Here is a 13,555-nt window from a genome sequence, read left to right as displayed (position 1 = left end):
CCGTTTGGAGAATAAGCGAATGAAACGATTGACGGCGCTGCTCGCAGCATCCGTGCTCGCCCTGACGCTCGGTTCCGCAGCTTCGGCGAAGACGCTCGTTTATTGCTCGGAAGGCTCGCCGGAAGGTTTCGATCCGGGGCTCTACACCGCCGGCACCACCTTCGACGCTTCGTCGAAGACCGTCTACAACCGCCTCACCGAATTCAAGAAGGGCACGACCGAAGTGGTGCCCGGCCTCGCCGAAAGTTGGGAAATCTCGGAGGACGGCCTCGTCTACACCTTCCACCTGCGCAAGGGTGTGAAGTTCCAGACGACGGAGTTCTTCACGCCGACCCGCGATTTCAACGCGGACGACGTGCTCTTCTCGTTCGACCGCCAGTCGAACAAGTCGAATCCCTTCGCCGCCTATGCCGGGGACAACACCTACGGCTACTACAGCGACATGGACATGCCGAACCTCGTGCAGTCCTTCGAGAAGGTAGACGACAACACGGTCAAGCTGACGCTGAAGCATCCGAACGCGCCGATGCTGGCGACGCTCGCGATGGACTTCGCCTCCATCATGTCGAAGGAATACGCCGACAAGCTCGTCGCCGACGGCACGCCGGAGAAGCTGAACCAGCAGCCGCTCGGCACCGGTCCGTTCGCCTTCGTCGACTACCAGCAGGACGCGACGATCCGCTATTCGGCCAACCCGAATTACTGGGACGGCAAGCAGGCGATCGACGACCTCATCTTCGCCATCACGCCGGACGCCTCGGTTCGCATCCAGCGCCTGAAGGCGGGCGAGTGCCAGATCGCCGCCTATCCGAACCCGGCCGACGTGCCGTCGCTGAAGTCCGACTCCAATCTCAACGTGATGGAGCAGTCGGGCCTCAACATCGGCTACATCGCCTGGAACGCCACGCAGCCGCCGTTCGACAAGGCCGAGGTGCGCCGCGCCGCCAACATGGCGATCAACAAGCAGGCGATCCTCGACGCCGTCTATCCGGGCGTCGGCCAGATCGCCAAGAACCCGATCCCGCCGACGCTTTGGAGCTACGACGACAAGATCGAAGACGACAAGTACGATCCGGAAGCCGCCAAGGCGGCGCTGGAAAAGGCGGGCGTCAAGGATCTGTCGATGAAGCTCTGGGCGATGCCGGTGGCGCGTCCCTACAACCCGAACGGCCGGCGCATGGCCGAGCTGATCCAGGCGGATCTCGCCAAGGTCGGCATCAAGGCCGAGATCGTCTCCTACGACTGGACTCAGTACCTGAAGCTCGCGGGCGACCCGAAGCACGACGGCGCGGTGATGGCCGGCTGGACCGGCGACAACGGCGACCCGGACAACTTCTTCAGCCCGCTTCTCGGCTGCAACGGCGTCGGCTCCGGCAACAAGGCCGCCTGGTGCAACAAGGAGTTCACCGACACTATCCAGAAGGCGTCCGCGCTGTCCGACCAGAACGAGCGCGCCAAGCTCTACGTGCAGGCGCAGGAGATCTTCAAGAAGGAAGCGCCCTGGGCGACCATCGCCCACTCCACCGTGGTGCTGCCGATGACGAAGACCGTCTCCGGCTATGTCATGGACCCGCTCGGCTCGCACCGTTTCGACGGCGTCGACGTTTCCGAGTAAGCCGACGTGATCGTTGCGGGCGCCGCGGGACCGGAAACGTCCCGCGGCGCCCGCGGCTTTATGGGGACCGGTTCCGGTCCATCGAGGCCCTTCTAGATGCTCTCATTCATCCTGAAACGGATCGGGCTCCTCGTGCCGACCTTCGTCGGCGTGACGCTCGTCTCGTTCTTCTTCATCCGCCTTCTGCCGGGCGATCCGATCATCGCCATCGCCGGCGAGCGCGGCTTGAGTCCCGAGCGCTACGAAGCGCTGCGCGTCTCGCTCGGCTTCGACAAGCCGCTGATCGAACAGTATTTCATCTATCTCTGGCAGGTGCTGCACGGCGATCTCGGCCAGTCGATCGTCACCAAGCAGCCGGTGATCCGCGAGTTCGGCAATCTCTTCCCGGCGACGCTGGAACTCTCGCTGGTCGCGATCATCTTCGCCGTCGTCATCGGCATCCCGGCCGGCGTCATCGCCGCCGTGAAGCGCGGCTCGTGGTTCGACCAGGGCATCATGGGCACGGCGCTGGTCGGCTATTCCATGCCGATCTTCTGGTGGGGCCTGCTGCTCATCATCCTCTTTTCCGGCACGCTCGGCTGGACGCCGGTCGCGGGGCGGATCTCGCTGACCTACTTCTTCCGCCCGACCACGGGCCTGATGCTGATCGACAGCCTGATCTCCGGCCGGCCGGGCGCCTTCCAGTCGGCGCTGAGCCACCTCGTCCTGCCGGCGATCGTGCTCGGCACCATCCCGCTCGCGGTAATCGCCAGGCAGACGCGCTCGGCCATGCTGGAAGTGCTGGGCGAGGACTACGTCCGCACCGCCCGCGCCAAGGGTTTGTCGCGCTTCCGCACCGTCGCGGTGCATGCGCTGCGCAACGCGCTGATCCCCGTGGTGACGACGATCGGCCTCCAGATCGGCACGCTTCTCGCCGGCGCGATCCTGACCGAGACGATCTTCTCCTGGCCGGGCATCGGCAAGTGGCTGGTGGATTCGGTGTTCAAGCGCGACTATCCGGTCGTGCAGGGCGCGCTGCTCCTGATCGCCGTCGTCGTCATGGCGGTGAACCTCGCCGTCGACCTGCTCTACGGCCTGATCAATCCACGGGTCCGCACGCGATGAGCCAGATGAACGCCGGACAGGCCGCCGGAGCGGGCGGCTCCGAGGGCGCGGTCTCGGCGCGCAGCGTGCGCCGGCAGCAACTCGCCGACTTCTGGTACTACTTCTCCGTCAACAAGGGCGCCGTGGTCGGGCTCGCGGTGTTCGGGCTGGTCGTGCTCCTGGCGCTGTTCGCGCCGCTGGTCGTGCCGCACGACCCGACGATCCAGGATCGCGCGGCGCTGCTCGTGCCGCCGGCCTGGGAGACCGGCGGGCGGCTGACCTACCTGCTCGGAACCGATGCGGTCGGCCGCGACGTCCTGTCGAGGCTGATCTACGGCGCGCGCTATTCGATGTTCGTCGGCGTCGTCGTGGTGACGATCACGCTCCTCGTCGGGGTCATCCTCGGCCTCGTCGCCGGCTATGTCGGCGGGTGGCTCGATGCGCTGATCATGCGCGTCATGGACGTCATCCTGGCCTTCCCGCCGATCCTCCTGGCGCTCGCGCTGGTCTCTGTGCTCGTGCCCGCGATCAACTACTTGCTGCCGCTGCTGCCGGGCTCCGTCGCGGGGGTCATCTACGCGCTCGGGCCGAACCTCATCTGCGCCATGCTGGCGATTGCCGCGACGTACCAGCCGCATTTCGTGCGCCTGACGCGCGCCTCGGTGCTCGGCGAGAAGCGTCGCGACTACGTCACCGCCGCGCGCGTCGTCGGGGCGCGGCCGCTGCGGCTGATGTTCGCGACGATCCTGCCGAACTGCCTCGGGCCGCTGATCGTGCAGGGCACGCTGTCCTTCTCCTCGTCGATCCTCGATGTCGCGGCACTCGGCTTCCTGGGCGTCGGGGCGCAGCCGCCGACGCCGGAATGGGGCACGATGCTGGCGGAAGCGCGCGAGTTCGTGCTGCGCGCCTGGTGGGTGGTGACGTTCCCGGGCCTCGCGATCCTGATCACGGTGCTGGCGATCAACCTCGTCGGCGACGGCCTGCGCGATGCGCTGGACCCGAAGCTGAAACGTAGCTGAGCCGATGTCGCTTCTCGAAGTCCGCAATCTCTCCGTTTCCTTCGCGACCTCCACCGGCGCCTTCAAGGCGGTGGACGGCATCGACCTGTCCGTCGATGCCGGCGAGGTGCTCGCCATCGTCGGCGAGTCCGGCTCCGGCAAATCCGTCGGCATGCTGGCGGTGATGGGTCTTCTGCCGCCGACGGCGACCGTGACGGCCGACGCGATGACCTTCGAGGGAATCGACATGCGCGGCCTCGTCGGCAAGCGCCGGCGCGAGATCGTCGGCCGCGACGTCGCGATGATCTTCCAGGAGCCGAATGCCAGCCTCAACCCGTGCTTCACGGCCGGCTACCAGATCGAGGAGGTGCTTCGCGAGCACCTGAAGCTCGGAAAGCGCGAGCGGCGGGCCAAGGCGATCGAGCTGCTGCAGGCCGTCGGCATCCCGGAGCCCGAGGAGCGGCTGAATAGCTATCCGCACCAGATGTCCGGCGGCCAGTGCCAGCGCGTGATGATCGCGATGGCGCTCGCCTGCAATCCGAAACTGCTGATCGCCGACGAGCCGACCACGGCGCTCGATGTGACGATCCAGAAGCAGATCCTCGACCTCCTGATGAAGCTCCAGGCCGAGCATCGCATGGGACTGATCATGATCACGCACGACATGGGCGTCGTCGCCGAGACGGCCGACCGCGTCATCGTCCAGTACAAGGGGCGGAAGGTGGAGGAGGCGGACGTCCTGTCGCTGTTCACCAGCCCGCGCGAGGCCTATACGCGCGCGCTGCTCTCGGCCCTGCCGGAGAACGCGGAAGGCGACCGGTTGCCGACGGTGTCCGATCTCGTCGCCGCCGACGCCGGAGCCGCCCGATGAGCGCGCCGGTGATCGAGGCGCGCGACATCCGGCGCGACTACGTCGTCGGGGGAGGCGTCTTCCGCAAGAGCCGCACGGTGCACGCGGTAAAGGGCGTTTCCTTCAAGGTCGAGAAGGGATCGACGCTCGCCATCGTCGGCGAGAGCGGCTGCGGCAAGTCCACGCTCGCGCGCATCCTGACGCTGATCGACGCCCAGACCTCGGGCGAGCTCAAGCTCGACGGCCAGCCGATCGACATCTCGAAGGGGCGGCCCGGGCCGGAGCTCCGGCGCAAGGTGCAGATCGTCTTCCAGAATCCCTACGGCTCGCTGAACCCGCGCCAGAAGATCGGCAGCGTCCTCACCGAGCCGCTGGCGCTGAACACCGACAAGCCGGCGGCGGAGCGGCGCGATCTGGCGCAGGCGATGCTGCGGAAGGTCGGCCTCCAGCCCGAGCACTACAACCGCTATCCGCACATGTTCTCCGGCGGCCAGCGCCAGCGCATCGCCATCGCCCGCGCGCTGATGCTGAACCCGTCGATCCTCGTCCTCGACGAGCCTGTGTCGGCGCTCGACCTCTCCGTGCAGGCGCAGATCCTGAACCTTCTCGCCGACCTGCAGGACGAGTTCGGCCTGACCTACGTCTTCATCAGCCACGACCTCTCGGTTGTGCGCTTCATCGCCGATGAGGTGATGGTGATGTACTACGGCGAGGCGGTGGAGCACGCCTCGAAGGAGGCGATCTTCGCCGACCCGCAGCACGCCTACACCCGCACCCTCTTCGGCGCGACGCCGCGGGCGGATCCGGAGAGCATCAGGCAGCGGATGGCGGCGAGAGCAGCGGTCTGACGGAAAGCGGAGGCAGCCTCGAACGCCATCCGCCGTATCGACGGGTTGGAACGGGTGGCCGGGAGGAGGGCGTCGAGAACACGCGATCGAGCGACGCTGCGGCCTCAGTTCGGTAGCGGAAGGATCTTTCCGACATCGCCTTCCAAAAGGCGGAGGAAGGGCGTCGGCTCCAGTTTCCCCGGGTTCGCGAACGGGTTGGCGAAGCCGTAGATGAAGAACAGGATCACACCCGAATAGGCGCCGAACAGAGCGAAGAGCGCCAGATGGGTTCGGCTAGGACGGTAGACGTAAAGTGGCATCGCCAGAAGGATCAGCCCGATGATGGCCGGTCCCCAGAACAGCCCGCTGAAACGCCCGGTTGCGGTCGCCTCCCGCGTTTGCCTGAGCTTCGCGACGGCAGTGATGCGCGCGCGCATGCGATCGGCGAGGAAGCGTTGCCGGTCCGTCGTCGGCGAAAGATCCAGGAGCCGCTCGTAGACGGCGTTCCACTGAAGCCAGGCTTTCGTCGATAGGCCTTCGCCCCGGCCGAGTGCGGCCCATTCCTCGCCGACGACCGTTGCGACGTATTGGGCGACGCCCTGCTGCACCGCCGCGACTTCGGTCCCGCCGTAACGCCGCATGTCGTTGAAGACGTCCGAAATCGCGATGGCCTCCTCGGTCACACCGCCGCGCACGTCCTTGTAGTCGTCGAGTTCCTGCGCGTAGACGAGCGCGAGGATCAGTCCGTGCAGCGCCGCGATCCGCGTGGCGATGCCGATGGCTGCCTCGTGCGTCCGATCCCCTTCATGCGTGGGTCCGAAAAGCGCTCGGGCCGTGAAGTAGGCGCCGAGAACCAGCACGATCGCGACGATGGCGAACAACAGCCCGATCACCAACGATACGAAAAAGCTCGACATCCCCTCTCTCCGGCGCGCTCCGACGTCGCGCTTTCGCGTGCAGTGATACCTGCCATCGAGGGAGCGGCCCGTCCGACGACCGCTCTCGACTCATCCGGGGCTGTTTCGCCCTTGCCGGCCGAGGGCGTCGACGATCTCCTGCGGGCCGATGCGGCCGAGGATGCGGCCATTATCCGAGACCATGACGTCGCCGCGGTTGGCCGAGACCGCGCCGATGATGCGGCGGAGCGGCGTGTCCGGCGCGGCGCTGCCGGCGACGGAGGCGGCGGTCTGGCCGTCCGGTGCCTGAAGCAGTGGCGCCATCACGTCGCCGGCGGTGAGGACGCTCAAGGGGTTCATGTGCGCGACGAAATCGGCGACGTAGTCGGTTGCGGGCCGCAGCACGATGTCCTGCGCGGTGCCCGTCTGCACGATGCGGCCGCCCTCCATGATCGCGATGCGGTTGCCGAGCTTGAACGCCTCGTCGAGATCGTGGCTGACGAAGACGATCGTCTTCCGGAGCCGCGCCTGGAGCTCGAGCAGCTCGTCCTGCAGGCGCGTGCGGATCAAGGGGTCGAGCGCCGAGAAGGGCTCGTCCATGAGGAGGACCGGCGCGTCGGTCGCGAAGGCGCGGGCGAGGCCGACGCGCTGCTGCATGCCGCCGGAGAGTTCGCCGACGCGCGCCTGCCCCCAATCGGCCAAGCCGACGAGTTCGAGCTGGCGCGCCACCGCCTCGCGTCGCTTCTCGGCGGGTACGCCGGAAAGCTCCAGCCCGAAACCGACATTGTCGGCAACCGTGCGCCAGGGGAGGAGCGCGAACTGCTGGAACACCATCGCGACCTCGTGCCGGCGGAGTTCGCGGAGCCGTGCCCGCGAGCAGGCGCGCGGATCGACCGCGCCGCGCCCGGTATCCACCACGACGCGGCCGCGCGTGACCGGAGCCAGACCGTTGACCGCCCGGATGAGCGTCGACTTGCCGGAGCCGCTGAGGCCCATCAGGACGGCGATCTCGCCTTCGCGGATGTCGAGCGTGGCGTCAGCGACGCCGAGCACCGCGTCCGTTTCCCGCTTGATCTCGGCGCGCGTCGCGCCCCGGTCGATCAGCGGCAGCGCCGATTTCGCCTTGCGACCGAAGACGATGGAGACGTTCTCGAAGGAAACGATCGAGCGAGCGGCGCCGTTGTTCCGTGCGGCGGCGCTCATCGGGTGCCCTCGCTGCCCGGAAAGAGCCGGTCGAGAATGATCGCGAGGAGGACGATCGCGAGGCCCGCCTCGAAGCCCATGCCGACATTGATCTGGTTGAGGGCGCGCAGCACCGGGACGCCGAGCCCCGGCGCGCCGACGAGTGCGGCGATCACCACCATCGATAGGGAGAGCATGATCGTCTGCGTCAGTCCGGCCATGATCTGCGGCAGCGCATAGGGGATCTCGACCTTGAACAGCCGTTGCAGCGGCGTCGCGCCGAAGGCGTCGCCGGCTTCGACGAGCTGCCGGGGCGTCGAGACGATGCCGAGCCGCGTCAGGCGGATGGGCGCGGGGAGGGCGAAGATCACCGTCGCCACGAGCCCCGGCACGACGCCGAGGCCGAAAAGGATCAGTGCCGGAATGAGATAGACGAAGGTCGGGATGGTCTGCATGAGGTCGAGCACCGGCCTCAAGCCGGCGTAGAACCACTCGCGCCGCGCCGCGGCGATGCCGAGCGGCACGCCGACCAGCATCGAGACCGTCGTCGCCGCGAGCACGAGCGCAAGGGTCTGCGTCGTCTCCCGCCAGAAGCCGAGATTGATGATCAGGAGCAGGCCGAAGAGCGTGAAGGCGACGATCGCGACCGAGCGGCGGCTCGCCCAGGCGATCAGGCAGAAGGCCGCGACGATCACCAGCGGGTGCGGCCGCTCCAGCACGAACAGGATGCCGTCGATGAAGCTTTCGAGGCCGGCCGTGATCGCGTCGAACACGGCGGTGAGGTTGCCGGTCAGCCAGTCGACGACGCTTTCGGCATAGGCGCCGACCGGCAGCTTGTGGTCCGTGAGCCAGTTCACCGTCCGGAAATCCCGTCCGACCGCGCCGCGAGGGCGCCGGGGAAGACGTTTCCGGGCGGTCCGTGCCGTTCACGCATCTGGATGGGACGCAGCGTCAGGAAAGACCGAGCGCCGCCTTCACCGCCGCCTCGCCGTCGCCGCCGTCCTTGGTCTTGACGCCCTTCAGCCAGGCGTCGAGCTTTTCCGGATGAGCCTTCAGCCATTCGGTGGCGGCGGCCGACGGCTCCTCCTTCTTGTCGAGGATGCCGCCCATCATGACGTTCTCGCCGTCGAGGTCGAAGGTCATGTTCTTCAAGAGCATGCCGACGTTCGGGCACTCGGTGGAATAGCCCTTGCGCGTCACGGTATGGACCGTCGCGCCGCCGAAGTTCGGGCCGAAATACTTGTCGCCGCCGGACAGGTAGGCGAGCTTGAAGTTGGTATTCATCGGGTGCGGCGCCCAGCCGAGGAAGACGATCGGCTTCTCGGAGCGCGTCGCGCGGGCGACCTGCGCCAGCATGCCCTGCTCGGACGATTCGACGATCTCGAAATCCTTCGTGCCGAAATCGTTGTCCTTGATCATCTTGATGATCTGGCTGTTGCCGTCGTTGCCCGGCTCGATTCCGTAGATCTTGCCGCCGAGCTTGTCGCGGAACTTCTCGATGTCGGCGAAGTCCTTCAGCCCCTCGTCGTAGAGGTACTGCGGCACGGCCAGCGTGTACTTCGCCCCTTCGAGATTGGTGTTGATGCGCTCGATCGAGCCGTTGTCGGTGTATTTCTGGATGTCGCCCGTCTGCGTCGGCATCCAGTTGCCGAGGAAGACGTCGAGATCGTTGTTGGCGAGCGAGGCGAAGGTGACGGGAACGGAAAGGATCTTCACGTCCGGCTCGTAGCCGAGCGCCTTCAGCACCGTGCTCGCCGTCGCCGTCGTCGCCGTGATGTCCGTCCAGCCGACATCGGACAGGCGGACGGTGGAACAGCTCGCCGCCTCCTGCGCCGCCGCGCCCGAGGCGAGCGTCGTCGCCGCGAGCGCGGCCCCTGCGAGCTTCAGCATCAGTTTCATGCCCGTTCCTCTCCACCCCGCGCCTCGAACTCGAGCGATGAGAGCCGAGGCGGAAAATTTATGCGCGGGCATCCGCGGCAGCGCAAGTCGCGATCAGAAAGGTCCCCTGATCATTCCGTATGCAAGCCATCCCCTCGCGGTCAGATCGGCAGGGCCGCTGTGTTCTTCACTTCTTCCATCACCGTATAGGTGTGCGTTTCCCGGATGCCCGGCAGCGCGAGCAGCGTGTCGGAGAGGAAGGCGCGATAGGACGTCATGTTCTCGACCCGCGCCTTGATGAGATAGTCGAACCCGCCCGCCACCATGTGGCACTCCATGATGTCCGGGCTGCGCCGCGCGGCCTCGGCGAAGGCGCTGAAGACGTCGTCGCTGGTGCGGTCGAGGCGAACCTCCACGAAGACGATCATGCCGCGCCCCAGCTTTTCAGGCGACAGCCGCGCCATGGTGCCGAGGATGTAGCCGTCGCGCGTGAGACGCCGGATCCGTTCGGCGGTGGCGGTCGGGGAAAGGTGCACGCGCTCCGCGAGTTCGAGCGTCGTCAGGCGGCCGTTGTCCTGCAGCGCAGCCAGGATCTTGCGGTCTTTCGGATCGATCTCGGTCATGTTCGCGGCGAAAGGCTCGAATGGCGCAGCTTATCACGGCAACCCGAAGGAACAACCGCGAGAAACGCGGCCAACGAGTTGATATCCTGCGAGGGACAACGTCAAAGGCCGATCCATGCGCGTCACCGCCTTCTCCGCCCCCTTCTCGCCGAAGGACGATCTCGCCGTGTCGGCGCTGTTGCGCGAAGCCGATCGCTGGACGCACGACGAGGCGGCGGTGGACCGTCGGGCGCGCGACTTCATCACCGCGATTCGCGCGAAGAGCGGCGGCATCGGCGGCGTCGAGGACTTCCTGCGCGAGTTCGGCCTGTCGACGCGCGAGGGCTTGGCGCTGATGGTGCTCGCCGAGGCGCTCCTGCGCGTGCCGGACCCCGAGACGCAGGACCGGCTGATCGAGGACAAGATCGGCGCCGGCGACTGGGCGACGCGCGAGGGCGACGAGGACCGCATGCTGACCGCCGCCTCCGCCTGGGCGCTCGGCATCTCGGCGCGGATCATCCGCCCGGGCGAGACGCCGGGCGGCGTCATCGCCTCGCTGGTGAAGCGTGTCGGCGCGCCGGCGGTGCGCACCGCGACCCGGCAGGCGATGCGCTTCCTCGGCCGGCATTTCGTGCTGGGCGAGACGATCGGCGACGCGCTGGAGCGGGCGCGAGCGCTGGAGAAGAAAGGCTACCGCCACTCCTACGACATGCTGGGCGAGGGCGCCCGGACGAGCGCCGACGCGAAGCGCTACTTCAAATCCTACGCGGACGCGATCGAGGCGATCGGGCGGAAAGCCGGCAACAAGGCGCTGCCGGACCGGCCGGGCATCTCCGTCAAGCTGTCGGCGCTGCATCCGCGCTATTCGGCCGCGAACCGCGAGCGCGTCCTCGCCGAGCTCGTGCCGCTCGTCGCGGACCTCGCGAACCGGGCGAAGAGCTACGACCTTAACTTCACGGTCGACGCGGAGGAAGCCGACCGACTGGAACTGTCGCTCGACGTGATCGACGCGGTCGTGCGGGGCTCGGACTTCTCCGGCTGGGACGGGTTCGGCCTCGCCATCCAGGCCTATCAGAAGCGGGCGCTCGGCGTGATCGAGCATATCGAGGGCCTCGCGGAGGAGGCCGGCATCCGGATGATGGTGCGCCTCGTGAAGGGCGCCTACTGGGACTCGGAGATCAAGCACGCGCAGGAGCGGGGTGTTCCGGGCTATCCGGTCTATACGCGGAAAGCCGCGACCGACCTGTCCTACCTCGTCGCGGCTAAGGCGCTGCTCGACCGGCGCGCCCGGCTCTATCCGCAGTTCGCGACGCATAACGCGCTGACCGTCTCGACGATTCTCGAGATGGCGGCGAGCGACCTGTCCGGCTTCGAGTTCCAGCGCCTGCACGGCATGGGCGAAGCGCTCTACGAATCGGTGCGCGCGACGGTCGGCGACAAGATCGCCTGCCGCATCTACGCGCCGGTCGGCGGCTATCGCGACCTCCTCGCCTATCTTGTACGGCGCCTCCTGGAAAACGGCGCGAACTCCTCGTTCGTCGCCAAGGTCGGCGATGCCGACGTGCCGGTGGAGGAACTGCTGGAGCGTCCGCGCGACGTGATGAAGGCCGATCCCTCCAGCCATTCCCGCATCGCGCTGCCGGAGGCGATCTTCGGGCATCGCGCCAATTCCCGTGGCGTCGAGTTCGGCGACCGCCGTTCGCTGGACGACTTCCTGGCCGCGCGCAACCGCGCGAAGCTCATCGGCCTGGACGCGAAGTGCGCCGTGCCGGGGCTGGCGTCCAACCCGGTCGACATCCGCTCGCCGGTGGACGGTTCCGTGGTCGGCCGCAGCCATCACCTGACGGCCGAGGGAGCGACGAAGCTGATGGACGAGGCGAAGCGCCACGTCGTCGCCGCCGAGAAGGTGCCGGCGAAGACGCGCGCCGCGGCGCTGCGCAAGGCGGCCGACATCATGGAAAGCCGGCGCGGACAGTTGATGGCCGTGCTCGCGGCGGAGGGCGGCAAGACGGTCGAGGATGCGCTCGCCGAAATCCGCGAGGCAGAGGATTTCTGCCGCTTCTACGCCGACGAGACGGAGCGCCTGTTCGCGCAACCGACGCCGCTGCCGGGTCCGACCGGCGAGGAGAACCGGCTGCGCTATCGCTCGCGGGGCGTCGCGGTAGCGATCTCGCCCTGGAACTTCCCGCTCGCGATATTCATCGGCCAGGTCGCGGCGGCGCTCGCCGCCGGCAACGTCGTCGTCGCGAAGCCCGCCGAGCAGACGCCGCTAGTCGCCGAACTCGCCGTCGCGATCCTGAAGGAGGCGGGTTTCGCGCGGGATTCGTTGTTCCTCGCGCCGGGCGACGGCGAGACCGGCGCGGCCCTCGTCTCGCATCCGGCGACGGCGGTCGTCGCCTTCACCGGCTCGACCGAGACGGCCTTCGCGATCAACCGGGCCTTGGCTGCGCGGAACGCGCCGATCGCGCCGCTGATCGCGGAGACCGGCGGCATCAACGCCCTGATCGTCGATGCGACCGCGCTGCCGGAACAGGTGGCGGACGACGTCGTGACCTCGGCCTTCCGTTCCGCCGGCCAGCGCTGTTCGGCCCTGCGCCTGCTCTTCGTGCAGGAGGACGTCGCCGACCGAATGCTCGAGATGATCGCCGGCGCCGCGGCGGAACTGACGGTCGGCAATCCGAAGGATGTCTCGACCGATGTCGGCCCGGTGATCGACGCCGAGCAGAAGCGCATGCTGGACGAGCATATGGCGATGATGCAGCGCACGCAGCGCATCCGCTTCGCCGGCACGCTGCCGGAGGGTCTGCCGGCCGGCGGCCAGTGGGTCGCGCCGGCGATCGTCGAACTCGCCCGTGCGGAAGCGCTGGAACGCGAGGTGTTCGGACCGATCCTGCATGTCGTCCGCTGGAAGGCCGGGGAACTCGCCAAGGTCTGCGACGCGGTGGAAGCGACCGGCTACGGCCTGACGCTCGGCATCCACAGCCGCATCGACGAGACGATCCGCTTCGTCTCGGAGCGGCTCGCGGTCGGCAACATATACGTCAACCGCAACATGATCGGCGCGATCGTCGGTTCGCAGCCGTTCGGCGGCTCGGCGCTGTCCGGCACTGGGCCGAAAGCGGGCGGCCCGAACTACGTCGTCCGATTCGGGCGCGAACAGGTGATTTCCACCAACACCGCGGCAGCCGGCGGCAATGCCAGCCTGATCGCGATGGACACGCGGTAGGTGTTCATCGCAAGCTTCGGTCAAGCTCTGTGAGCTAATGATGGGTTGTCCAATCGTTTGGTCGGCTCCGGGGAAGCTCCTCCCACTTCCCGGAACCGGAATCTTCCAGGCCGATTGACAAGCCGAGCCGGTCGCGGACGTTTCCTCCCGACGTTCTCGATCGATGGCTGGAATACGAGAATAACGAAAGCCCGGAGTCCTCCCCTCCGGGCTTTCGCTTTGAGGCATGAAGCCCTGCTTCGTTTCCCTATCGTATGGAATGCCGTCTCCACGGCATTTCCGCGCACCTGATACGCGACGCATCGCGCTCAGCGAATCGGGCAATCCCGATCGGAAAGACGCATCGCAAGGCCATGACGCCTTCCCTGTCGTCGACTGCTGGCCGGCGCAGATAGCTG

General features: G+C 67.3%; 11 protein-coding genes. 6 read left to right on the top strand and 5 right to left on the bottom strand.

Features of this window, described 5'->3' with window-relative positions:
- The first annotated feature begins 19 nt into the window (after window positions 1–19).
- The 5 genes from F6X38_RS11590 to F6X38_RS11570 all read left to right on the top strand — a co-directional run bounded on the left by F6X38_RS11590 (window position 20) and on the right by F6X38_RS11570 (window position 5,394).
- The gene (locus F6X38_RS11590; protein WP_150969981.1) at window positions 20–1,615 is read left to right on the top strand and encodes an ABC transporter substrate-binding protein; all 1,596 of its coding nucleotides are present in this window, start codon (window positions 20–22) and stop codon (window positions 1,613–1,615) included.
- A 96-nt stretch (window positions 1,616–1,711) separates the two neighbouring features.
- Entirely contained in the window at window positions 1,712–2,719 is a 1,008-nt protein-coding gene (locus tag F6X38_RS11585) for an ABC transporter permease subunit (protein WP_150969980.1), read from the top strand.
- The gene (locus tag F6X38_RS11580; protein WP_150969979.1) at window positions 2,716–3,717 is read left to right on the top strand and encodes an ABC transporter permease subunit; all 1,002 of its coding nucleotides are present in this window, start codon (window positions 2,716–2,718) and stop codon (window positions 3,715–3,717) included. The genes F6X38_RS11585 and F6X38_RS11580 overlap by 4 nt, the downstream gene beginning before the upstream one ends.
- A 4-nt stretch (window positions 3,718–3,721) precedes the next feature.
- Window positions 3,722–4,567: an ABC transporter ATP-binding protein gene (locus F6X38_RS11575; RefSeq protein WP_150969978.1), complete on the top strand. Its 846-nt coding sequence runs from the start codon at window positions 3,722–3,724 to the stop codon at window positions 4,565–4,567.
- Complete coding sequence (locus F6X38_RS11570) at window positions 4,564–5,394, top strand: dipeptide ABC transporter ATP-binding protein (protein WP_150969977.1); 831 nt, start codon at window positions 4,564–4,566, stop codon at window positions 5,392–5,394. The genes F6X38_RS11575 and F6X38_RS11570 overlap by 4 nt, the downstream gene beginning before the upstream one ends.
- A 104-nt stretch (window positions 5,395–5,498) precedes the next feature.
- Here F6X38_RS11570 and F6X38_RS11565 read toward each other — a convergent pair whose 3' ends face one another.
- The 5 genes from F6X38_RS11565 to F6X38_RS11545 all read right to left on the bottom strand — a co-directional run bounded on the left by F6X38_RS11565 (window position 5,499) and on the right by F6X38_RS11545 (window position 9,952).
- Window positions 5,499–6,290, bottom strand: a complete 792-nt coding sequence (locus F6X38_RS11565; protein ID WP_150969976.1) for a bestrophin-like domain — start codon at window positions 6,288–6,290, stop codon at window positions 5,499–5,501.
- A 90-nt stretch (window positions 6,291–6,380) separates the two neighbouring features.
- Entirely contained in the window at window positions 6,381–7,472 is a 1,092-nt protein-coding gene (gene choV / locus F6X38_RS11560; protein WP_150969975.1) for a choline ABC transporter ATP-binding protein, read from the bottom strand.
- Window positions 7,469–8,308, bottom strand: coding sequence for a choline ABC transporter permease subunit (choW, locus tag F6X38_RS11555; protein ID WP_150969974.1), 840 nt, complete (start codon window positions 8,306–8,308; stop codon window positions 7,469–7,471). The genes choV and choW overlap by 4 nt, the downstream gene beginning before the upstream one ends.
- Window positions 8,309–8,402: 94 nt before the next feature.
- Window positions 8,403–9,350 carry a choline ABC transporter substrate-binding protein gene (locus F6X38_RS11550; protein ID WP_150969973.1) on the bottom strand — a complete coding sequence of 316 codons (948 nt, stop codon included), beginning with the start codon at window positions 9,348–9,350 and terminating at the stop codon, window positions 8,403–8,405.
- A gap of 140 nt (window positions 9,351–9,490) precedes the next feature.
- Window positions 9,491–9,952: an Lrp/AsnC ligand binding domain-containing protein gene (locus tag F6X38_RS11545; RefSeq protein WP_150969972.1), complete on the bottom strand. Its 462-nt coding sequence runs from the start codon at window positions 9,950–9,952 to the stop codon at window positions 9,491–9,493.
- Window positions 9,953–10,067: 115 nt separating this feature from the next.
- Here F6X38_RS11545 and putA point away from each other — a divergent pair, with 115 nt between their 5' ends.
- Window positions 10,068–13,157, top strand: coding sequence for a bifunctional proline dehydrogenase/L-glutamate gamma-semialdehyde dehydrogenase PutA (putA, locus tag F6X38_RS11540; RefSeq protein ID WP_150969971.1), 3,090 nt, complete (start codon window positions 10,068–10,070; stop codon window positions 13,155–13,157).
- Window positions 13,158–13,555 lie beyond the last annotated feature (398 nt).

Source organism: Plantimonas leprariae (assembly GCF_008802405.1).
Classification (GTDB): domain Bacteria; phylum Pseudomonadota; class Alphaproteobacteria; order Rhizobiales; family Rhizobiaceae; genus Plantimonas; species Plantimonas leprariae.
The sequence above is the reverse complement of the archived record's forward strand: the minus strand, read 5'-3'. Positions and strand labels throughout refer to the sequence as shown.

What these genes read in the sequence shown, in the direction of transcription:
- choV (WP_150969975.1), bottom strand. Translation starts at nt 7,472, where the DNA reads ATGAGCGCCGCCGCACGGAACAACGGCGCCGCTCGCTCGATCGTTTCC.
- F6X38_RS11585 (WP_150969980.1), top strand. Translation starts at nt 1,712, where the DNA reads ATGCTCTCATTCATCCTGAAACGGATCGGGCTCCTCGTGCCGACCTTC.
- F6X38_RS11565 (WP_150969976.1), bottom strand. Translation starts at nt 6,290, where the DNA reads ATGTCGAGCTTTTTCGTATCGTTGGTGATCGGGCTGTTGTTCGCCATC.
- F6X38_RS11545 (WP_150969972.1), bottom strand. Translation starts at nt 9,952, where the DNA reads ATGACCGAGATCGATCCGAAAGACCGCAAGATCCTGGCTGCGCTGCAG.
- F6X38_RS11580 (WP_150969979.1), top strand. Translation starts at nt 2,716, where the DNA reads ATGAGCCAGATGAACGCCGGACAGGCCGCCGGAGCGGGCGGCTCCGAG.
- F6X38_RS11550 (WP_150969973.1), bottom strand. Translation starts at nt 9,350, where the DNA reads ATGAAACTGATGCTGAAGCTCGCAGGGGCCGCGCTCGCGGCGACGACG.
- F6X38_RS11590 (WP_150969981.1), top strand. Translation starts at nt 20, where the DNA reads ATGAAACGATTGACGGCGCTGCTCGCAGCATCCGTGCTCGCCCTGACG.
- putA (WP_150969971.1), top strand. Translation starts at nt 10,068, where the DNA reads ATGCGCGTCACCGCCTTCTCCGCCCCCTTCTCGCCGAAGGACGATCTC.
- F6X38_RS11570 (WP_150969977.1), top strand. Translation starts at nt 4,564, where the DNA reads ATGAGCGCGCCGGTGATCGAGGCGCGCGACATCCGGCGCGACTACGTC.
- F6X38_RS11575 (WP_150969978.1), top strand. Translation starts at nt 3,722, where the DNA reads ATGTCGCTTCTCGAAGTCCGCAATCTCTCCGTTTCCTTCGCGACCTCC.